At 73.2% G+C, this 21653-nt stretch carries 12 protein-coding genes; 4 read left to right on the top strand and 8 right to left on the bottom strand.

Going from position 1 to position 21653, the window contains the following annotated elements; genetic code table 11:
* Positions 1-540 (bottom strand): type VII secretion integral membrane protein EccD (gene eccD, locus ABZ896_RS24815; RefSeq protein ID WP_360933034.1); only part of this gene is annotated, 540 nt, incomplete at its 3' end.
* A gap of 139 nt (positions 541-679) precedes the next feature.
* Between eccD and eccCa the strand changes: the two genes are divergently transcribed.
* Entirely contained in the window at positions 680-4597 is a 3918-nt protein-coding gene (gene eccCa, locus ABZ896_RS24810) for a type VII secretion protein EccCa (RefSeq protein ID WP_360933043.1), read from the top strand.
* Positions 4598-4680: 83 nt separating this feature from the next.
* On the opposite strand, the gene ABZ896_RS24805 is transcribed toward eccCa, so the two are convergent.
* The 6 genes from ABZ896_RS24805 to efeU all read right to left on the bottom strand — a co-directional run bounded on the left by ABZ896_RS24805 (position 4681) and on the right by efeU (position 16734).
* Complete coding sequence (locus ABZ896_RS24805) at positions 4681-5874, bottom strand: S8 family serine peptidase (protein ID WP_360933031.1); 1194 nt, start codon at positions 5872-5874, stop codon at positions 4681-4683.
* A complete protein-coding gene (locus tag ABZ896_RS24800; RefSeq protein ID WP_360933028.1) occupies positions 5871-9197 on the bottom strand; it encodes a right-handed parallel beta-helix repeat-containing protein in 3327 nt (1108 codons plus the stop codon). The genes ABZ896_RS24805 and ABZ896_RS24800 overlap by 4 nt, the downstream gene beginning before the upstream one ends.
* 43 nt (positions 9198-9240) lie before the next feature.
* Positions 9241-9801 (bottom strand): sigma-70 family RNA polymerase sigma factor, encoded by a 561-nt coding sequence (locus ABZ896_RS24795; protein ID WP_360933024.1) that lies wholly within the window; start codon positions 9799-9801, stop codon positions 9241-9243.
* A 275-nt stretch (positions 9802-10076) separates the two neighbouring features.
* Positions 10077-13217 (bottom strand): BTAD domain-containing putative transcriptional regulator, encoded by a 3141-nt coding sequence (locus tag ABZ896_RS24790; RefSeq protein ID WP_360933021.1) that lies wholly within the window; start codon positions 13215-13217, stop codon positions 10077-10079.
* Between the two features lie 194 nt (positions 13218-13411).
* Complete coding sequence (gene efeB / locus ABZ896_RS24785; protein ID WP_360933040.1) at positions 13412-14659, bottom strand: iron uptake transporter deferrochelatase/peroxidase subunit; 1248 nt, start codon at positions 14657-14659, stop codon at positions 13412-13414.
* A gap of 44 nt (positions 14660-14703) precedes the next feature.
* The gene (efeU, locus tag ABZ896_RS24780) at positions 14704-16734 is read right to left on the bottom strand and encodes an iron uptake transporter permease EfeU (protein WP_360933018.1); all 2031 of its coding nucleotides are present in this window, start codon (positions 16732-16734) and stop codon (positions 14704-14706) included.
* A gap of 351 nt (positions 16735-17085) precedes the next feature.
* On the opposite strand from efeU, the gene ABZ896_RS24775 reads away from it, so the two are divergent.
* From ABZ896_RS24775 to ABZ896_RS24765, 3 genes are all read left to right on the top strand, one after another.
* Positions 17086-18642 (top strand): MFS transporter, encoded by a 1557-nt coding sequence (locus ABZ896_RS24775; protein ID WP_360933037.1) that lies wholly within the window; start codon positions 17086-17088, stop codon positions 18640-18642.
* A 119-nt stretch (positions 18643-18761) separates the two neighbouring features.
* The gene (locus ABZ896_RS24770) at positions 18762-19736 is read left to right on the top strand and encodes an Lrp/AsnC family transcriptional regulator (RefSeq protein WP_360933015.1); all 975 of its coding nucleotides are present in this window, start codon (positions 18762-18764) and stop codon (positions 19734-19736) included.
* A 140-nt stretch (positions 19737-19876) separates the two neighbouring features.
* On the top strand, positions 19877-20668 hold the full coding sequence (locus ABZ896_RS24765; RefSeq protein WP_360933012.1) for an MBL fold metallo-hydrolase: 792 nt from the start codon (positions 19877-19879) through the stop codon (positions 20666-20668).
* 21 nt (positions 20669-20689) lie between these two features.
* On the opposite strand, the gene ABZ896_RS24760 is transcribed toward ABZ896_RS24765, so the two are convergent.
* Entirely contained in the window at positions 20690-21634 is a 945-nt protein-coding gene (locus ABZ896_RS24760; protein ID WP_360933009.1) for an EamA family transporter, read from the bottom strand.
* Between the last annotated feature and the right edge of the window lie 19 nt (positions 21635-21653).

Here is a 21653-nt window from a genome sequence, read left to right as displayed (position 1 = left end):
CGCCCCGGCCGGCCGGTCGCCCACCGCGCGGGCTGCCGACGCGGCACCCGCGAGCAGCAGAAGTCCGGTCGCGCCGGCCGCGACCGCCCGGACGGCCGCGTCTCCTCCGGGCCAGGCCAGCACCCCCAGCCCCAGGGCGAGCGCGGCCACCGCGAGGGCTAGGAGGAGTCTCCTGCCCGCTTCCGGCGTCCAGCCGTGCAGCCGGTCCCGGGTGACGTTGGCGATGCCGTCGACCAGGTCGTCCAGCCGGACCTCGGGCAACGCGGCGTCGTGCGGCCGCAGATGGAGCACCTCGCCGTCCTTGAGGTCGAGGGACTTCAGAGTGCCCTCCTCGTCCAGCGGGCGCTCGCCGAGGCGTTGCAGGACCCAGCCGCCGTGATCGAGGCCGCCCTCCTCGGTCTCACTGCCCTCGCCCGCGTACCGCAGCAGGGTCGGCAGCAGATCGGCGACCGGCACGTCCGCCGGTACGGCGAGGTCGATCGTCCGGGCGGGGCCTCGGACGGTGAGGTGGCACAGCTCGGCCACCTGATGGTCGGTCATCGAATTCTCCTGGCACAGATCCTGCGGGGCTCCCCATCCGTATTACGGAGTGACACCCCTTCCGCGTTCTCCCGTACGAGGAGCCCTTCCGTTGAGCGTCGTCCTGTTCCGCCGACCCGCCCGCCGCCGCGGTCCCGAGATGCCCGAAGGGGAGCTGACCCTCCAGGAGCCGCCCACGCTCCCGGAGACCGTGCCGGACACCTCCGCCGTGTGGACCTACCTGCCCATGGCGATGATGTCCGTCTCGATGATGCTGGTGTTCATCCGGCCGGGCGGCACCAGCAGCGTCTTCAGCTACCTCGCGCTCGGCATGATGGTGCTGGCCTCCGGCGCCATGATGGTCGGCCAGGTCATGCGCAAGAGCGGCGAGCGCAAACAGCGGCTGCACGGCGAACGGCGGGACTACCTGCGGTACTTGACCCAGACCCGGGGCAAGGTCCAGCGGATCGTCATCGAACAGCAGCAGGCTCTGGCCTGGCGGCACCCCGCCCCCGTCGCCCTGCGCTCCATGGTGCGCACCACCCGGCTGTGGGAACGACGGCCCAAGGACGACGACTTCGGCGAGATCCGTATCGCGGTGGGCGAGCAGCAGCTGTCGATGCGGCTGAACCCCCTGTCCACCAAGCCCGTCGACGACCTGGAACCGCTGTCCGCGCACGCTCTGCGGCGGTTCGTGCGCGCGTACAGCACGGTCCCGGACCAGCCGATCGGTCTGTATCTCCGTTCCTGGTCACGGGTGTTGCTGCGGGGCGACGAGGCCGCCGTACGGTCCCTGGTGCGGGCCGCGCTCTGCCAGCTCGCGGTGTTCCACGCGCCCGAGGACCTGTGGATCGCGCTCTGTGTCTCCGACGAGCGGCGCGGCGAGTGGGAGTGGGCCAAGTGGCTGCCGCACACCCTGCATCCGCAGGAGCGGGACGGGGCCGGGCCCGCGCGGATGGTGGCCTCGGCCTTCACGGACCTGGAGGACCTGCTGGGTGCGGAGTTCGCGGAGCGGGCGTCCTTCGACCCGGACGAACTCCCCGGCCGCGACGAGCCGTTCACCGTGATCGTGGTGGACGGGGTGACGGTGCCGGGCGGACACCGGCTGGACGGGCCGGGCGCCCGGAACACCGTGGTCCTCGATCTGTCCGGGGCGCTCGGCTGGCGGCCGGGGCGGACCACGCTGCGGCTGGACGTGCGGCCCGGCGCGGTGCGGCTGGTGCGCACCGACCGCAGCCGCAAGGAGCAGTCCACGGTGCTCGGCCGGCCGGACGCGGTGGGAGTCGCGGGTGCCGAGGCGCTGGCGCGGCTGCTGGCGCCGTACCGGATGAGTCTGAGCGCGGACACGGCCGAACCCCTGGCGAGCGACGTGCAGTTGACCACCCTGCTCGGCATCCCGGACCTGTACCGGCACGATCCGGCCGCCCTGTGGCGGCGGTCCACCGGGGCCGCCCGGCTGCGGGTGCCGGTCGCCGTCGGAGCCGACGGACGCCCCGTCGAACTGGACATCAAGGAGTCCGCGCAGGGCGGGATGGGCCCGCACGGGATGCTCATCGGGGCCACCGGGTCCGGCAAGAGCGAACTGCTGCGGACGCTGGTGCTGGGGCTGGCGCTGACGAACTCGTCGGAGACGCTGAACTTCGTGCTGGTCGACTTCAAGGGCGGGGCGACCTTCCTCGGCCTCGACGGGCTGCCGCACACCTCGGCCGTCATCACCAACCTCGCCGACGAAGTCGCCCTGGTGGAGCGCATGCAGGACGCCCTGCACGGTGAACTGATCCGGCGCCAGGAGCTGTTGAGGGCCGCCGGGAACTACAGCTCGGCCCTGGAGTACGAGAAGGCGCGGGCCGCCGGGACTCCCCTCGAACCGCTGCCCAGTCTGTTCGTGGTCGTCGACGAGTTCAGCGAACTGCTGGCCGCGCACCGGGAGTTCATGGATCTGTTCGTGATGATCGGGCGGCTCGGCCGGTCGCTCGGGGTGCATCTGCTGCTGGCTTCGCAGCGGCTCGACGAGGGGCGCATGCACGCCCTGGAGAGCCATCTGTCGTACCGGATCGGTCTGCGGACCTTCTCCGCGATGGAGAGCCGGGGCGTGCTCGGGGTGCCGGACGCCTACCAGTTGCCCTCGCAGCCGGGCGCCGGGTTCCTCAAGAGCGGGGTGGAGGCGCTGACCCGGTTCCGGGCAGCCTATGTCTCCGGGGCCTACCGACAGCGCAGGGGCGGGGTCGCCCAGGCCAGGGTGGCGAGTCAGATCGTGCCGTGGTCGTCGGGGTGGGTGGTGCCGCGGGCGGTCGCGCCGGTCGCTCCGGTGCCCGTTCCGGACGAGGAGTCCTCGCAGACCCTGCTCTCCGTCGCCCTGGCCCGGCTGCACGACTCCGGACCGCCCGCCCACGAGGTGTGGCTGCCGCCGCTCGGACTCCCGTCCGGTCTCGACGAGTTGCTGCCGGGCATCGCGGAGGATCCGGTGCGCGGGCTGAGCGCGGCCGGCTGGTCCGGGGTCGGGCGGCTGCGGGTGCCCGTCGGGCTGGTGGACAGGCCGTTCGACCAGCGGCGGGACCCGCTCGTGGTGGACCTGTCCGGCGCGGGCGGCCATGTGGCGGTCGCGGGCGGCTCCCAGAGCGGCAAGTCCACGGTGGTACGGACACTGATCGCCGCGCTCGCACTCACCCACACCCCGCGCGAAGTCCAGTTCTACTGCCTGGACTTCGGAGGCGGCTCGCTCGCCGGCCTCGCCGGGCTGCCGCATGTCGCCGGAGTCGCCAGCCGGTTGGACGGCGAGCGGATCAGCCGGACGGTCGCCGAGGTGACCACACTGCTCGCGGACCGCGAGCGGTTCTTCCTGGACCACGGGCTCGACTCCATGGCCGCCTATCGACGGCGGCGCGCGGAGGGGGAGTTCGCGGACCAGCCGCACGGGGACGTGTTCCTGGTGGTGGACGGCTGGTCGACGGTCCGGCAGGACTACGACACCCATGTCGCCACCTTCAACCAGATCGCCCAGCGCGGCCTCAACTACGGCGTCCACCTGGTGGTGACCACGGCACGGTGGGTGGAGCTGAGCGCACAGATCCGCGACCAGGCCGCCACCCGGCTCGAACTGCGGCTCGGCGACACGATGGACTCCGTCGTGGACATCCGCAAGGCGGCGTCCGTGCCGCGGACGGGCGGGCGGGGCCTGACCCTGGACGGCAAGCTGCACTTCCTCGCCGCGCTGCCGCGCGTCGACGGGCGGTCGGACACGGACGACCTGGCGGAGGGGGTCGCCGACCTGGTGGGCCGGATCGCCGGGGCCTGGTCGGGGCCGGCGGCACCGGCCGTCCGGATGCTGCCGCACCGGTTGCCGGCGTCCTCCCTGCCGGAGCCCGAACTCGGTGACGGGCTGCGGATCCCACTGGGCCTCGACGAGGAGAAGCTCGCCCCGGTCTGGCACGACTTCTCGCGTACGCCGCACCTGGTCGCGGTCGGTGACACGGAGAGCGGCAAGACCAACCTGCTGCGGCTGGTCGCCAAGTCGATCACCTCGCGGTACTCGCCCGCCGAGGCGCGCGTCCTGGTCGTCGACTACCGGCGTGAACTCGTGGACGCCGTACCGCCGGAGTACCAGCTCGGGCACGCGGTCTCGGTCGACTCCCTGAAGGAGCTGGTGGCGGGTTCGGCACGGGCCCTGAAGACCCGCGCACCCGGCCCCGACATCACCCCGGCCCGGATGCGGCTCGCCGACTGGTGGAACGGCCCCCGGCTGTTCGTCCTCATCGACGACTACGACATGATCGGCGGCGGCAACGCCTTCGACCACCCCTTCGCCCCGCTCTTCGACCACCTGGCTCTCGGCCACGAGGTGGGCGTGCACGTGGTCGCGGTGCGCTCGGCGACGGGCGCGGGCCGGGGCCTGAACGACCAGCTCCTGAGGCGCCTGGACGAGGTCAACACACCCGGGCTGCTGCTCTCCTGCCCGCCGTCGGAGGGCTACGTCTTCGGCAACATCAAGCCGCGGAACCTGCCGGCGGGACGGGCGCTGAGGATCGTACGACGGAAGGCGACGCTGGTTCAGACGGCACTGGCAGGAGCGGAGGCGTGATGTAGGGCGGGGCCAGGTGAGGGCTTTGAGGGGCGCGGGGAACTGCGCGACCAGCCCCCACCGGCCCGCAGCCGACCACGCACTCAGCCCTCCGATTCCAGGGTCGCCGTTCTCCGCCTCCGCAGCCGAAGAACCGCCCCTGCCCAAGCGACCCCCAACCCCACAGCAACCCCCGCCGATGCCACGGCCAGCGCCCGGCGCCCCGCCGCCGTCGCCGACGGATCGGCGTCGAGGCGAACGGCGGCTTCCGCCGTGCTGTCGGTCGCGGGCGCCGCCTCCTCGTCCCGTACGGACGTCACCGCCGCGTACGGGTCCAGCCGGGGTATGCCGGACGGGTACGCCGTCTCCACGAGCCGTGTCGCGGTCTGCCCGGCCGAGAGGCCGGGGTGCGCGGCGCGTACCAGCGCTGCCGTACCGGCGACGTACGCCGCCGCGAGGGACGCGCCGGATCCGAGGTAGTGGCCCTTTCCGGAGGGACCGGTGCCGACGACACCGTCGCCGGGGGCCGTGAGGTCGGCCTGGAGCGGGGCGGGGGCGTTCGACGGGCGGGAGCCCTTCGCGTCGAGGTCCAGGACGGAGAGGACCCCGGGGTCGGCGGCGGGCCAGTAGTCCCGGGGCGGCGGCGCGGAGGCCGTGCCCGAGCCCGGGGCCGGGTCCGGTGCCGCCGCCGCGACGACCAGGGCGTCCCGGTCCGTCGCGTACGTCACGGCCGCCGTCAGTTCGGTGGAACCGCCGGTCAGCGCGGGGGCGACCAGGACGACGTCGGCGCCGGCCCGGGCCGCGGCGCGGATGCCGGACGCCACCGAGGCGGCCGTGGCCGTGCCGCGGGTGTCCGTGCCGCGGACGCCGAGCACGCGGGCCTTGCTCGCGACCCCGGCGAATCGCACGTTCTTCGCGGGCGCGGCGGCGATGAGCCCGGCCACGAAGGTGCCGTGGCCGACGCAGTCGCTCCCCGCGGCCCCCACCGTCGTGACCCGCTCCGCGAGTGCGGGCGCCTGGGGGGAGACCCCGGTGTCCACGACCGCGACGGTCACCCCGGCACCGCCCTTGCTTCCGGCCGCCGTCCGCCAGACGCGGGTCAGGCCCAACGACCGCTGCTCCCAGGGCACGGCCTTCGCCACGGCGGACGATCCGGCCGTGCAGGAGGCGTCGGCCGTCAGCGCGGAGGGGATCACGGGGAGGCTCACCCCGTCGTCGGCCGAGGGTGCGGCGGCCGCCGGGCCGCCCAGCCACACCAGCGCCATCGTGAGCGTCAGCGCGTGTGCCCGCCGGGTCACCGGGCCTCCCCGCCGGGTACGTCGGCGGGCAGCAGCAGCCGTAGATCGTCGAAGCCGGGGGAGGCCATCGCGCTGATGCGGCCCGCCTGGCGGGTCATCATCGCCTCCAGGACCTGGCGGGCCGCGCGGGCGTTGCCGAAGGAGCGGTCGCGGGGGAGGGCGTCGAAGTGGGTACGCAGGGCCGAGCCCGTGCCCGGGCCGCACTCGTAGCCGCTCGTCTCCGCGTGTCGGCGGACGATGGTGACCAGCTCGTCGGCGGAGTAGTCGGTGAACTCGACACGGCGGGAGAAGCGGGACGTCAGGCCGGGGTTGGAGGCGAGGAAGCCGGTCATCTCGTCGGTGTAGCCGGCGACTATGACCACCACCTCGTCGCGGTGGTCCTCCATCAGCTTCAGGAGGGTGTCCACCGCCTCCCTCCCGAAGTCCGAGGAACCGGACGGGCCCGAGGGGGTGAGGGTGTAGGCCTCGTCGATGAACAGGACTCCTCCCAGGGCCCGTTCGAAGACCTCCCTGGTGAGCTGGGCGGTGTGGCCGACATAGCGGCCCACCAGGTCCGCACGGGCCACCTCCACCAGCTGCCCCCTGGGCAACACGCCCAAAGACGCCAGGAGTTCGCCGTAGAGACGCGCGACGGTGGTCTTCCCGGTGCCCGGTGGTCCGGTGAAGACCAGGTGGTGGCTGATGCGGGGTGCCGGGAGGCCCGCCGCCTCGCGACGGCGGGCCGTGGCAAGGAGGTTGACCAGGTCGGTGACGTCCCGCTTGACGCCCGCCAGACCGGTCATCTCGCCCAGCCGGGTGAGCGGGTCGCCGCCCTCGGGGCCGTCGTCGCTCACGGCCGCCGCCGCTTCCGCACCGACGTCCGGCGGGAGGAAGAGTGTCAAGTCCCGCTGGCTGATGTCCGGTTGGACCGCCAGCCGGGTCGCCTGCCGGTCCACCATCTCCTCGAAGAGCTGACGGGCGGCACGGCCGTTGCCGAACGTGGCGTCCCGCGGCATCCGTTCGAAGCGGACGGTCAGGGCCTTGCGGGTGGCGTCCTCCAGCTCGTACTGGTGGCGGGCGCACATCGACTCCATGATGGCGACCAGATCCGGCACCGAGTAGTTCGCGAACTCCACCGTGCGCGAGAACCGGGACGCCAGACCGGGGTTGGAGGCGAGGAAGCCCGTCATCTCGTCCGTGTAGCCGGCCACCACCACGACCATGTCCTCGCGGTGGTCCTCCATCAGCTTCAGCAGGGTGTCCACGGCCTCCCGGCCGAAGTCCGCCCCGCCGCCCCGGCTGTCCGAGACCAGGGTGTAGGCCTCGTCGATGAACAGGACTCCGCCCAACGCCCTGTTGAACGTCTCCGTGGTCTTGATGGCCGTACCGCCGACGATCTGCGCGACGAGATCCGCGCGCGAGACCTCGACCAGATGACCGGAGCGCAGGACGCCCAACTCCGTGAGGATCGCGCCGTAGAGACGGGCGACCGTCGTCTTGCCGGTGCCGGGCGGGCCCGCGAAGACCAGATGGCGGCTCATCGGTGGGACGGGCATCCCCATGCTCGCCCGGCGCTGGGCGAGCCGGGTGAGGTTGACGAGGGTACGGACCTGCTGCTTGACGTCCTCCAGCCCGATGAGCGCGTCCAACTCGCCCAGCGGGCCGCCGACTTGATCAGGGACGGCCGGAGCCCCCGCCGGGTCCGTGCCCTCGGTGTCCCCCGACCCCCAGGCGTCCCGACGCCCGTTGCCCGCGCTGGTCAGGCCCTCCACCGCGAGCCGGTCGCCGGGGCGGACCTGGACCAGGCCGCCGCCGGTGTTCTCCCGCGCCGTGCAGTTGACCAGTGAGACGGGCGCGTCGGTGTCGACGCGGAAGCCGTCGCCCTCGCTGCGCAGGGACTCGCAGGAGTTGAAGGCGCCGCGCCCGCCGTCCTCGACGGTCACGCCGTGGCCGCCCGCGCCGGTCACCCGCAGGCGGCTCGCGGTGAGTTCGCCGCCCTTCTCCACCAGGACGCCGGGATGCGGGGTGCCTTGCTCGCCGCGGATCTCGCAGTCCCGGAGCGTGACACTGCCGTCCGGTCCGACCGACAGACCCGGTCCGCCCGCGACGTCCACGGTGCCGCCGCCGACATAGAGGTTGCCGTCGTCCTCGACCCGGATGCCCGCGCCGCCGGGACGTTCGATCGTGCAGTCCTCCAGGCGGCCGCGGCCGTCGGCCGAGACCTCCACGCCGTGGCCGCCGGGCGCCGTGATCAGCGCCCGGCGCAGGAGCGGGTTGGCCCCGGAGCGGACGGAGATGCCGACCCCGGCCACGTCCGCCACCTCCAGGCGGTCCAGCTCGGCCACCGACTCCTCCTCCAGGAGCAGACCGTCCGCCGCACCGCCCTGCACGGAAAGGCCGACGAGCACGGGGGACGACGACCCGCCGACCCGCAGCGCCGGTGCCTGCGCCGACTCCAGGCGACAGTCCTCGATCGTGCCGCGCGACCTTTCCAGTACGACCATGCCGTGGCCCTCGGTCCGCGTCGTACGGCAGCGGCGCAGCCACGGATCCGTGCCGCCGGACAGGACGATCCCGGGGCCGGTGGTGCCCGAGACGGTCACGTCCTCCAGGGTGGTGCGGGCCGCACTGCTCAGGTGGACCCCGGTGCTGGTGTCGTGGACGGCGGTGCGGACGACCCGGGTGGTGCAGCGGTCCTCAAGCGCGATCGCGGGCTTGTCGGTGGAGGAGATGTCGCAGTCCTCGACCGAGCCGCGCGCCTCGCCGCCTGCGAGCACGCCGTTGCCCCGTGCGTCCCGGAGCGTGCAGCCGCGCAGGGTGACCCGGCCGTTCTCGCCGATCACCGCGCCCGAGGTGCCCAGGTGCTCCACCGTGCAGGACTCGACCGAGCTGTCCACGGGGGAGGTGACGACCAGGCCCGCGCCCTGCGGGTTGGTCACCCGGCAGTCCCGCATGGCCAGCGAACCGGTACCCCGGGCCAGCAGGGCCGTCCAGCCCGCGCCGGTCACGTCGCAGCCCTCCAGGGCGAGTTGACCGCGCGCCACGTCCACCACCGGCAACTCCGCGTCCCGGCCGGTCAGCACGAGGTCGGTGAGCATCACCGCGTCCGCCTTGAGAACCACCGCACTGCCGCGCCGGGGCGCGACCTCCACGCTGCCCCGGGCCTGTTCGGCCACGATCGTCACCCGGGTGCCGATCACCAGGCACTCCTGGTAGCGGCCCGGCCGGACGCTGATCACGGCACCCCCGCGCGCCCGCTCCAGCGCTTCGCCGATGGTCCGGAAGGAGTCCGCGGGGGAGTCCGGGGCGGGATCCTGACAGACCGTCAGTAGCTGGCGTGACACGCCGGGGCCTCCAGTGAGGTGTGGGTGGGGCGAGGGGAGCCGGTCAGCGCAGGGCGGCCGGGGTGGGTGCGCCGAGCGTGGTCAGGGCGCGGCGCAGGGCTCTGAGGGCGTGGCTGCTGCGGGACTTGACCGTGCCCTGGGGGAGGTCGAGTTCGGCCGCGGTCTCCTCGATGCTGCGGTCGAGGCAGTAGCGGTGCACCAGCACCTCCCGGTGCGGGCGGTCCAGTTCGGCCAGTGCCCTGTTCAACACCTGGGCGGTGAGGGTGCGTTCGCTGCTGTCGGACACGACCTCGCGGTCCAGGGCGGCGGGTATGAGGTCCACCGGCCGGGCCTTGCGGGTGCGGTGTGCGTCGATCGCGAGCCGCCGTACGACGGTGAAGAGCCAGGGGCGGGTCAGTCCCGGGGTCGAGCTGAGCCGGTCGGCATGGCGCCAGGCCCTGAGCACCGCCTCCTGGACGATGTCCTCGGCGCCGTGCACATCGCCCAGCGTGAGCCCTTGGGCGAACTGGAGCAGGGCGGTGCCGTGCGCCTGGTAGATCACGCGCGCGAAGGCCTGGCCCCCGTCCGGGCATTGCTCGTTCTCCTGGTACTTGTTCGCGGTCACCCGCCGATCGTCGGGGCGGTCGATCGCCTCCCGATTGCCGTCGGATAGTCGTTCGATAGTTGTCCGATGGCGCGGGTGCGACCACGGCCCCACCCCTCACTACGGAGCCGGTGCCCATGGGGTTCTCCACCACGGAAGGGAACCCGGCCCGCCGCGCGAGAAGGTAACGGTAAGGCAACGGTCGCGGTGGGGGCAGAACTCCGGAGCGTACGGCCCCGTAGTGCGGGTGAGCGTCCCGCACACCGGCACGGGGAGGTGCACCGATGCGGCGACCGTCACCCGGCCCGGGCCGCCCGGTCCCCTTCCGGGGGCAGCGCGGCCAGTTTCGCGCGCAGCGCCGCGGCGTCCGGATGCCCGAGCCGGTCGAGGATCCGCACCGCCTCCGCGAGCAGGGCGTGCGCGCGTTCCGGGTGCCCGAGGCCCAGCCGGGAGTCGGCGAGCGAGGCCAGGGTGTGCGCCTCGGCCCAGGGGACACCGCCGACCTGGTGGAAGCGGACCAGTGCCTCCTCGAAGGCGGCGACGGCCTCGTCGTGGGCGCCGAGATGGTGGTGGGCGTGGCCGGCGCTGTTGAGGACGTGGCCCAGCGTGTAGTCGTCGTCGTTGGCGCGCGCCCGTGCCATGGCGGCGGCGCAGAACACCAGCGCCTCGCGGTGCCGGCCGAGCAACGAGTGGTACCAGCCGAGGCCGTTGAGAATCCAGGACCGCAGCCTGCTGTCGTCGGCGGGGCCTTCGGGCTCTCCCGTCCCTTCGGAGCCCTCGGGTCTCTCGGTTCTCTCCGGTCTCTCGGGGCCGAGCAGCTCCAGGGCCTGCCGGTGGTGGTCGAGGGCGCCCTCCAGGTCCCCCTGCACCTCCAGTACGACGCTCAGCTGGCGGTGGCATTCGGTGAGCGCGTGGACATCGCCGACCTCGGCGAACAGTTCGATGGCGCGCTCGATGTGCATCCGGGCGTCGCTGATGCGCTTCGCGTAGGACTCGGCCTGGGCCAGCCCCCGGTGGACGTGGGCGAGGGCGGCGGGGTCGCCGAGCCGGTCGGCGGACTCCAGCGCGGTGCGCAGGGTGACGCCGAGTTCGTGCCACAGGCCCTGGCGGCCGAAGTAGTGCTCCACGCACCAGGCCAGCTGCCAGGCGTGGACGTCGAGCGTCTGCGCCGAGGCCTCCCGCAACATCGCGACCACGACGGCCCGTTCGGTGTCGAACCAGGCCATGGCGGGCTTCGGTCCGGTGAAGACCTCGCCCCGCACCCCCGGGGACGGCTCCTTGAGGGCGATCCGGTCCCGGGTGAGGTCCATCGACCGCGCGGCGGCGTGCGCGCTGTGGAGGTAGTGGTCGAGCATGCGGTGGCGGGCGGCCGTGACCTCGCCGGGCGTGTCCGCCTCGGCGCCGAGCTCGGTGGCGTAGGCGCGCAGCAGGTCGTGCGAGGCGTAGCGGCCGGGCACGGGCTCGTCCACGAGGTGGGCGTGCACCAGCTCGGCCAGCAGGCTCCGGGTGGCGGGCGTGGTGAGTCCGGCGAGGCTCGCGGCGGCGGGCAGCGACACGTCCGGGCCGGGGTGCAGGCCGAGCAGCCGGAACAGCCGGGCGGCGGCGGGCGACAGCGCGTGGTACGACCAGGACAGGACGGCCCGTACGTCGGCGGCCTGGTCGGCGTCCGTGAACGCGTCCAGGCTGCCGTGTCCGTCGGCGAGTTCGGCTTTCACCGCGGCGAGCGGGAAGGCGGTACGGCCGGCTGCGCGGGCCGCGGCCACCGCGAGGGCCAGCGGCAGCCGCGCGCACAACTCGACGATCTCCCGGACCGCCGCCGGCTCGGCCGCCACCCGGATGGCGCCCAGTCGGCGCACCAGCAGGTCGTGGCCCTCCTGCGCGGTGAGGACGTCCAGGTACAACGGATGCGCGCCGTCCACGGCGACCAGACCGCCGAGCCGGTTCCGGCTGGTGACGATCACCAGGCAGCCCGGGGCGCCCGGCAGCAGCGGCCGTACCTGACCCGCGTCCCGGGCGTTGTCCAGCAGGATCAGGACGCGGCGCCCGGTGAGCACGGTCCGCAGGCGGGCCGCCAACGCGTCCTGGTCCTGCGGCAGTTCGCGTGGTGTGACCCCGAGCGCCTCCAGCAGGGTGCGGAGCGCCTGAGCCGGGGTGACCGGGGCGCTCACGGGGTCGAAGCCGCGCAGGTTGAGGTGGAGTTGGCCGTCCGGGAAGCGGGAGGCGATCTGCCGGGCCCAGTGCACGGCGAACGCGGTCTTGCCGACCCCGGCGGTGCCGCCGATCACGACGGTGGCGGGCGGGGATTCGTTGTCGGCGATCAGGGCGTTGGCCTGGGCGAGTTGGGTCTGGCGGCCGATGAAACCGGGGAGGCCGGAGGGGAGTTGGGCGGGTCCGGAAGGAGCGGGAAGAGGAGGCACCGGGGGTGGTGCGGTGGACGGGGTCTGCGTGACCGCCGCCGCGTCGGTGGGAGTCCGCGGCGCGGATGTCACGGAGCCCGGACCTCCGGCAACGGGACGTGGCGCAACGGGACTCCCCGCAACCACGCTTCCCACAACCGCGCTTCCCACAACCGCGCTTCCCACAACCGCGCTTCCCGCAACCGCGCTTCCCACGACCGGACTTGCGGCAACCACGCTCTCGGCAACCGGACTCCGGGCCCCCGGTCTCCCGTCGCCCGGCACCGTGAGCAACCCGGGGTCGGCGTGCAGGATCCGTTCGTACAGGCGTTGCAGACCGGGCCCCGGATCGACCCCCAGTTCCTCCGTGAGCAGCGCCCGTGCCTCGGCGTACGTGTCCAGCGCCGCGGACTGCCGGCCGGAGCGGTAGTACGCCAGCATCAGCATCTCGCGGAACCGCTCGTCCAGCGGATGCCCCGCGACCAGCGTGGCCAGTTCGGGCGCGGCCTGGGCATGGCCACCGAGGTCGAGCTCGATGGCCAGCCGGGTCTCCAGGGCGGCCAGCCTGAGCGTCTCCAGCCGTTCGCGCTGGGCCCGCGCGAACTCGCCCCGGACGCCGGACAACGCGGGACCGCGCCACAGGGCGAGCGCGTCGCGCAGCTGTGCGGCGGCCTCCTTGACGTCCCCGTCCCGACGCGCCCGTTCGGCGCGCGCGGTCAACTCCCGGAACGCGGCGAGATCGAGGTCCTCCGGGAGGGCGCGGACGACATAGGCGTCCCCCACCGACCGGATCAGCGGCGCGGCCTCCCCGAGGGCCCGCCGCAGCCGGTGCACATACGTCCGGACCGAGCCCACCGCGGAGGCGGGCGGGGCCTCGCCCCACAGCGCGTCGACCAGCCGGGCCACCGGCACCTGGCCGCCCTCGGCGAGCAGCAGCGTGGCCAGTACCGCCCGTTGCCGTGGCGGTCCGAGGTCCACCTCGACCGTGCCGCGCCACGCGCCGACCGGTCCGAGCACCGTGAACCGCACTTGCTCCAGCACCTCAGATCTCTCCCCGCTGACACTCGCCCCCGGCACGGACTCTTCACACGCCGCTTGGAAGCGACTTGAAGCCGTCTTGGAAGCGAACGGAGGAGTCTGCCGAGCCCAGTATCAGCAGCGTGTGACCGGGGCCGCCCGCACTTGTCCAAATCGAACGGGGGAACGGCTCAGACCTGACGTCCGGTGTGCCACCGTCAGGTGGCGAGCAGGCCCCGTCCCAGCCAGTCCTTGTCGTCGCGGACTCCCGGGAGGGCGAAGAAGTAGCCGCCGCCCGTGGGGGAGATGTAGTCGACGAGGGGCTCGTCGATCAGGCGGGTCTGGGTGGCCTCGAACTGGCGCTTGACGTCCTGCTGGTAGCAGCAGAAGACCAGGCCCATGTCGAGGTTGCCGACGGTGTCCACGCCGCGGTCGTAGTTGTAACCGCGGCGCAGGATGCGGGAGTTGTCGGTCGCGGTGGTGCGCGGGTTGGCGAGGCGGATGTGGGCGTCGAGGGGGATCGCCGTGCCGTGCGGGTCCTTGGCGTAGTCGGGGGCGTCGGTCTCCCTGGCGCCGTCGAGCGGGGCGCCGGTGTCCTTGCGGCGGCCGAACATCAGCTCCTGCTCGCTGAGCGAGACACGGTCCCAGAACTCGACGAGCATGCGGATGATCCGGATCACCTGATAGCTGCCGCCCGCTGCCCAGGCGGGCTCGTCGTCCCCGGCCCAGATCAGCCGCCTGGTCTCGCGGGCCGAGTGGACGTCGGGGTTGGCGATGCCGTCCTTGAAGCCGAGCAGGTTGCGCTGCGCCCCGGTGGGGCGGGGCGCGTTCTGGAAGCCGTCGATGCGCCATTTGATCTGCAGGGCGCCGCGGGTGTGCTTGGCGATGTCGCGCAGGGCGTGCAGGACGGTGTCCTGGCGGTTCGCGCAGATCTGGAGCGAGAGGTCGCCGTGGCACTCGGCGGGCTTGAGGTTGTCGTTGGGGAAGGTCCGCATCGCGGTCAGGCGGCGGGGCCTGGCCTTCGCGAGTCCGTAGCGGTCGTCGAAGAGGGACGCTCCCACGCCGACCGTGACGGTGAGGCCGTCGGCCGGGACGGTCGGGCCGAGGATGCCGTTGTCGGACGGCGGGGCGCCGACGCCGAGGTCCGCCGGGGTGCCACCGGAGGTGAGGAAGCGGGCCCGGGCGGTGATCGTCCGCAGCAGGTCGGCCAGTTCGGCGCGGTGGTCGGCGATGACGGTGAAGGAGACGAACGCGGCCGCCGCCGGCGCGGGAGTGACGATGCCGGCCTGGTGGACTCCGTGGAAGGGCACCTGCGCCGTCTGTGTGGCGGCCCGCGCGGTGCCGCCGCTCTCGGCGAGCGCGAGTCCGCCGCCGGCCAGAACCGCCCCGGCCGCTCCGGCGCCGAGTGCCGTCCTGACGAAGGAACGGCGGTCGGCCTGCGGGGCGTTGGATTCGGCGGACGGCATCGGGGTGGTCCCTTCGGGGCGTGCGGGGTCGTGTCGGGTGGTCATCAGGCGGACTTCCGGATCTCCAGCAGGTCGGGGACCGGGGAGAGGTCCTCCAGGAGCTGCCCGGTGGCTCCGTTCACCCGGGCCCGGGCGGTGGCGTCGAGCGCGGCGACGGGGGTCCAGGTCGTGCCGTGGTGGGCCGCGTCGAGGAGGCCCTGCAGACGGGCCACGTCCGCGTCGACCGTCGGCAGCAGGTGCGGGGAGCGGGTGGTGAGCAGCGGCTTCAGTACGGTGAGCAGCTCGCGGGTGCCGGCGAGGTTGGCGTCGGCGGTGGCGAGGTTCGTTCCGCTGCCCTCGTCCGTGTCGCCGGTCAGCTCGAACTGGAGGGTGTTCTCCAGGATCTCGTGGGCGCGCAGCGGCAGGTCGGACGGGTCGAAGTCCTGGTGCGGGAACGCCTGTTGGAGTCCGGCGGCAGCGGCGGCGAGCCGCTGGGCCGGAGCGGTCAGCGACGCCGCGCTCTCCCCGTGCCACAGGCCGTACTCGATGCGGTGGAACCCGGTGAAGCCCTTGTCGTGCACACCGTCCGGCAGTCCGTCCGCCCTGCCGTCGATCTTCTGGTCGAAGTCCTCGAAGGTGCCGTAGGCGGCGCCCAGGGAGGCGTAGGTGAGGTGGGCGGTGAGCCAGTCGGCGCGTGCCTTGCCGAGATGGCCGCCCTCGATGTCGGCGGCGAGGGTGCGGGTCTGGCCGACGAGTGTGGTCAGGCCCTGGCCGACGTACGACCTGTACTGCGCGAGCGGTCCGGTCAGGTCCTGTTCGGAGACCGGGACGACGGCCTGCGAGGTGCCGCCGCCGGTGACGCGGACCGCCTTGGAGGTGACCGCCGTACCGCTGCTGGGGACGCACCGCCACGCGTACGTGCCGCCCGTGACGGTGGAGACCAGGGCCCGGGTGGTGCCGGGGGCCAGGCCCTCGACCTCGCCGTACACGGCGTTCGTGTCCGGGTCGATCAGATACACCTCGGAGGTCTTGTCGCCGGTGTTGTGCATCTGGAAGGTCTGCCGCCCGGCCTTGGGCGCGGTGAAGCCCTCGCCGCACTCCTTCTCCGAGACGGCGACGGTCTGGGCGGCGGCGGGCTTCGGGCGGCCGAGGACGACGGCCAGACCCGCGATCACGGCGGGGACGGTCACGACGGCCACGGGGACGACCCAGGCGGGGCGGTGCCGGGTGGGCCGAGGGCTTTCGGTCCGCTGGGCCGGGGGCTCCTTCTCAGAGCCGGTCGCACCGGCGCGCACGCCAAGGACGAACAGCGCCATCACGACGACGAGATAGCCGACGTAGCCGATGACCTGGAGCCACGTCATCGTCGGCGTCAGGTTCAGCACACCCTGGACCAGGGTGCTGTACCAGGCGCCGGCGTCGATGCTGCCGCTCAGGTCGAAGGCGTACGCCGTCTGCCCGGGCAGCACCCCGCCCTCCTGGAGGTCGCGCAGGCCGTAGCCGAGGACGCCGGCCGCGATGACGATCAAGACGGCGCCGGTGACGGTGAAGAACTTGGTGAGGTTGATCCTCAGGACGCGCCGGTACAGCCCCCAGCACAGGGCGGCCGACAGGACCAGCCCGATCGCGGCACCGGTCAGCGGTCCGGCGGACTCACCGGCCGCCTGGGCCGTGGTCCACAGGAACAGCGCGGTCTCCAGGCCCTCGCGGCCCACCGCGAGGAACGCCGTGAGGACCAGGACCCCCGCGCCCATGCCGAGCGCCCCGGTCACCTTCTCCCTGAGCTCGCCGGACAGGGTGCGGGCCGAGCGGCGCATCCAGAACACCATCGCGGTGACGAACGCGACCGCGATCACGCTGAGCGTGCCGCCGAAGGCCTCCTGCGCGGTCGCGGACAGGGACGCGGCGGTGAAGGTGAGTACCGCGCCGAAGCTCAGGGCGAGCGCGATCGCCGCGAGGACGCCGGTCCACACCTGCGGCAGCCGGTTGCGGGCCTCCGCGCGGACGAGGGTCGCGACGAGGATGGAGACGACGAGCCCCGCTTCGAGCCCTTCCCGCAGTCCGATCAGGAAGCTCGGAAACGCGTCATCCCACATGCGACCCTCATTAGCGTAGGCATGCCTAACCAAGACGGGCCCATCATGACCTGCGGGTATGCAATCAATCAGTCGCGAAAGGGTAATTGCGCGGCCAAGATCCCCGGCTGTCACGAAGTCTCCGGTATGCGCCCGCGGTCAGCGACGGGTCGGAAAACCTCTGTGAACCGGCCCCGCACGTCGGATTTCCGGGTTTCGCGGGCCGTGACTGGCCTCCGAGGGCCGACCGCGCCGAAGGTGTGGCCCGTCAGTCAAGCTCCAGTGCGCGGTGCCCCGGCACCGCAAGGAAGAGTCTCCGTGAATGCCACGACCACGAACACGCCGCGGGAGAGACGGGCCGCCACGCTCGTCATGGCCTGCATCGGCATGTTCGTCGCCTATCTGCCGGTGACCACCGTCTCCGCCAGCCTCCCGGCCGTCCAGCGGGCGCTGAACGCGTCGACCTCCCAGCTGTCCTGGGTCTCCGACGCGTTCGTGCTCCCCATGGCGGCGCTGATCCTGACGGCCGGGGTCTTCGGTGACGTCCACGGCCGCAAGCAGGTCTACCAGGCGGGCCTCGCCCTCAGTTTCCTCGGCGGCCTCGTGGCCCTGTGCGCGCACTCCGTCGAGGTGCTGTGGGCCGGCCAGGCCCTGGCCGGGCTGGGCGCCGCCGCGCTCCTGCCCACCACCCTCGCCCTGATCAGCCACGCCGTCCCCGACCCGCGCGAGCGCGGCCGGTTCATCGGCCTGTGGGCCATGTCCCTGTCCGCCGCCCTCGCCCTCGGCCCGGTCATCGCCGGCACCGTCCTGGAACACTTCGCCTGGCGCTGGATCTACCTCTTCCCCCTCCCCGTCTCGCTGCTCGCGATGGCGTGCGCCGCGAGGCTCCTGACCGACTCCCGCGCACCGGGATCGCGCCGCCTCGACTGGCCCGGACAGATCAGTGCGGCGGTCGCGATCACCGCGCTCGTCTACGGGATCATCGAAGGCGGAGCCGCCTCCTTCACCGACGTCAAGGTCATGGTGGCGCTGTTCGTCGCGGCGGCTTCGGCGGTCGCGTTCGTCCTCGCGGAACGCGGCAGCGCGAGCCCGATGCTGGACCTCAGCCTGTTCCGCAGCCCGGCCTTCACCGTCAGCACCCTGATCGCCATGATCAGCTTCCTGGGCCTGATCGGGTTCTTCTTCGTCCTGAGCCTGTACTTCGGCATGGTCCAGCACCTGTCCACGCTGGAGGCCGGCTGGCGCATGCTGATGGTCACCGCCGGGCCGCTCGTGCTCGGCGCCCCCGTCGGCCGGCTCGTCCACCGCGTCTCACCGCGCGTCCTCATCCCCGGCGGCCTGTTCGCCGTCACGGCCGCCCTGCTCTCGCTCACCACCGTCGACGCGGACACCTCGTTCGGATCGCTGGCCTGGCGGCTGGCCCTGCTCGGCCTTGGCATGGCCTTCGTCATCACCCCGATGACCGCCACGGCGGTGAGCTCGGTCCCCTTCCACCAGGCGGGCATGGCCGCCGCGGGCAACAACGCCTTCCGTCAGGTCGGCGGCGCCCTCGGCCCGGCCGTCCTCGGCGCCCTGCTGACGACCAGGACGGTCGACGCGCTGCCCGGTCACCTCGCCGACGCCGGTCTGACCGGCGCGACCGTCCAGCAGGTCACGGCGGTCGCCGACCGGGGCGGACTCGGCGCGGTAGGCGGTTTCGACGCAGGCCAGGACACGCCCCGTGTCCTGGGCGCGCTGTCCGAGGCCTTCCTGGACGGCTTCCACCTCTGCCTGCTCGTCTCGGCGGTGCTCACCCTGGCCGCCGCGGTCCTGGGAGCGGTCCTGCTGCGCCGGCCGCAGTCCACCACCCAGGTCACGGGAGGCGGCGTGGCCCGGAGCGCCGGGGACCAGGCAGTGCCGTCGCTCGCGGGTGACCGTACGGAGGCGTGAGCGCGGTGCGGGGGTCCGGGACCGGGTACAACGGTCCCGGGCCCCGGTCCGCGCAACGCCCCCGGTGACCCGTATCGCCGGGCCCGACACCGCCGTACATCCCACAAAAGGACGACTCCTTGGACTCCTCGCCCCTCGACCCCCTCGACCTGAAGCTGTTGCAGGCGCTCCAGATCGACGGGCGGGCTCCGTTCAGCCGTATCGGCGAGGTCCTCGGCGTGTCCGACCAGACCGTCGCGCGGCGGTTCCGGCGGCTGCGTGCCGGCGCCGGACTGCGGGTGGTGGGCGGGATCGACGAGACCCGGCTCGGCCGGGCCTCCTGGATGGTGCGCCTGCGCTGCACGCCCGACGCGGCCGACCGGCTCGCGGAGGCGCTGGCCCGCCGCCACGACACCTCCCACATCGAACTGATCGCCGGCGGCACCGAGGTGCTGTGCTCGATGAAACCGCACAGCGAGAAGGAACGCGACGACCTGCTCTTCGGCCGGCTGCCGCGCACCCCTCGGGTCGTCTCCGTGACCGCCCAATGCCTGCTCCACAAGTTCTACGGCGGTCCGCTCGGCTGGCTCGCCAAGATCCGGGCGCTCGACGCGGGGCAGGAGGCGGCGCTGCGGCCGCCGCCGGTCGAGGCCGCCGCGCGGCCGGTCGCGCTCGACCGGGACGACGAGGCCCTGCTGGCGCTGCTCCGCCGAGACGGGCGGACGACGTTCAGCGAACTGCAGTCCGCCACCGGCCAGTCGGAGACGGCCGTCAAGCGACGCGTCGAACGGCTGCGCGCCTGTGGCGTGCTCTACTTCGACGTCCAGTACGACAAGGACCTGCTCGGCCCCGGCGTCGTCGCGATGCTCTGGCTCACCGTGGCGCCCGCCGCCCTCGCCGCCGTGGGACAGGCCCTCGCGGACCACCCCGAGGTCCGCTTCGCCGCGGCCGTCACCGGACAGGCGAACATGGTCGCCTCCGTCCTGGTGCCCGACACCGAAGGGCTCTACCGGTACCTGAGCGAGCGGATCGGCGCGCTCGACGGCATCCAGAGCGTCGAGACGTCCCTCACCCTGCGCCAGATCAAGTACCTCACCTACGAACCGGCCCGCTGACACGACCGCGCACCCGCATGTCCGATTCCGACCATGAGGGGTCCCCGTCGGATCTCGTCCCCGCGGCCGGTTCCGGGGACAGTCGTAGAGAGCGGGGAGGCCGCACAGAGGCCCTCCCCACCGGTGCGAAGGCGACGAACATGCACGGCACGATCACGGTCATCGACAAGGGCGCGGTCCGCGTCCACAGCTACATGGCCCCCGACGACAGTCTGAATGTCACCACCCAGCTGATCGAGACCCCGGGGCGGCTGATCGCGGTCGACGCGCAGTACGCGCTGGCGTACGCCGACGAGGTCGTCGCCTACGCGCGGGGTCTCGGCAAGCCGCTGGACCGGCTGATCGTCACCCACGCCCACCCGGACCACTTCCACGGCGCCGGCCGCTTCGGCGTCCCGGTGCACTCGCTGGCCGCGGTGCGCGAGCAGATCGCCGCGCAGGGCGACGCCCAGGACCCCACCGGGCAGGTCGTCCCGGTCGCGGACGTCACGCCGACCGTGGAGATCGTCCCCGGTACGGAGGTCGTCGACGGTGTGCCGTTCGTCTTCGAGGCGGTCGCGGGCGGCGAGGCCGCCGACGAACTGGTGATCAGGCTGCCCGAGCAGGGCGTGCTGGTCGCCCAGGACCTCGTCTACCACGGCATCCACCTGTTCCTCGGCAACAACGACATCGCCGGCTGGCAGCGGGCCGTGGACCACCTGGCCGCAGACCCGGTCTACGACACCGTCCTCGCCGGACACGGTCTGCCCGCCGGGCCGGAGGTGTACGCGGAGCTGCGCCGGTACCTGGCCGACGCCCGCGAACTGCTCGGCGACGACGGGGAGGCGTACAAGAAGGCGATCCTGGAGCGGCACCCGTCGTACGGCGGCCCGTTCCTGATCGACATCGCCAACCAGTACCTCTTCGGTGCCCACGGCGTCCACGGCGCCTGAACCGCCCGGCGACGGCACCGGCTACTCCGCGCGCAGTGAGGGGGCCGGGCGCGCCGGCCGCCCGTCCGGGGCGGTGACGGCTCCGGCCTCCCGCGGCCGCAGGCCCACGACCAGCCCGGCGATCACGACGGCGATGCCCAGCCAGACGTACGGCCCCGGCATCCCGGTGCCCGACACGGCGCCGACGGCCGCCGCGGCGAGGGGCGCGATGCCGGTGAGCAGTCCGGCCCGGCCTGCCCCGACGGAACGTACCGTCGAATACCAGAGCACGAACGCGACGGCCGTCACCATCACCGCCAGGTAGCCGGCCGCCGCCCACTGGGTGCCGGTCACCTCCCTTACGGCCGAGGGGCCTTCGACGGTCACGCCGAGGACGCAGAGCAGCGCGCCGCCCAGCCAGATCGCGTGCACGGACACCCCCCAGGGGCCGTGCCGCCGCAGCACCGGCACCGCGAGCAGCGTGAACGCGGCCTCGCAGGCCAGGGCGAGCGCCGCCCAGGCCACACCGACCGCGTCGGTCCGGCCCGTGCCCTCCACCAGCACGGCGCCCGCCATCACCACCGGCGCCGCCAGGAGCACCTGCCGGCTGGGCCCGCGCCCCTCCAGCAGCGGTCCCAGCACGCCCAGGACCAGCGGGACGCAGGCCACCGCGACGGCGATCACCGCGGGCTCCGCGTGCGCCACACCCCGGACCACCGCCACGTTGAAGACCACCAGACCGCTGACCGCGAGCCCGGTCAGCCACAGCCACTCCCGGCCCCGGGGCCACACCAGGCGGGCGCCCGCGAGCCGGGCCATGACCACGAGGAGGGCGGTCGCGAACAGGTACCGGACGGCCTGGGAGGTGAACAGCGGGGCGTCGACCAGCGCGTGCGAGACGGTCACGCTGCTGCCGACCAGCACCATGCCCACCATGCCGGGCAGCAGCTGACGCAAGGAGGCGGAAGGGGGTGAAGGGGTGTCCATGGCGTCCAGCCTGCCCGCA

Origin of the sequence: Streptomyces sp. NPDC047072 (genome assembly GCF_040643855.1) — a bacterium.
Lineage (GTDB): Bacteria > Actinomycetota > Actinomycetes > Streptomycetales > Streptomycetaceae > Streptomyces.
This window is presented reverse-complemented; position numbering and strand designations above follow the sequence as displayed.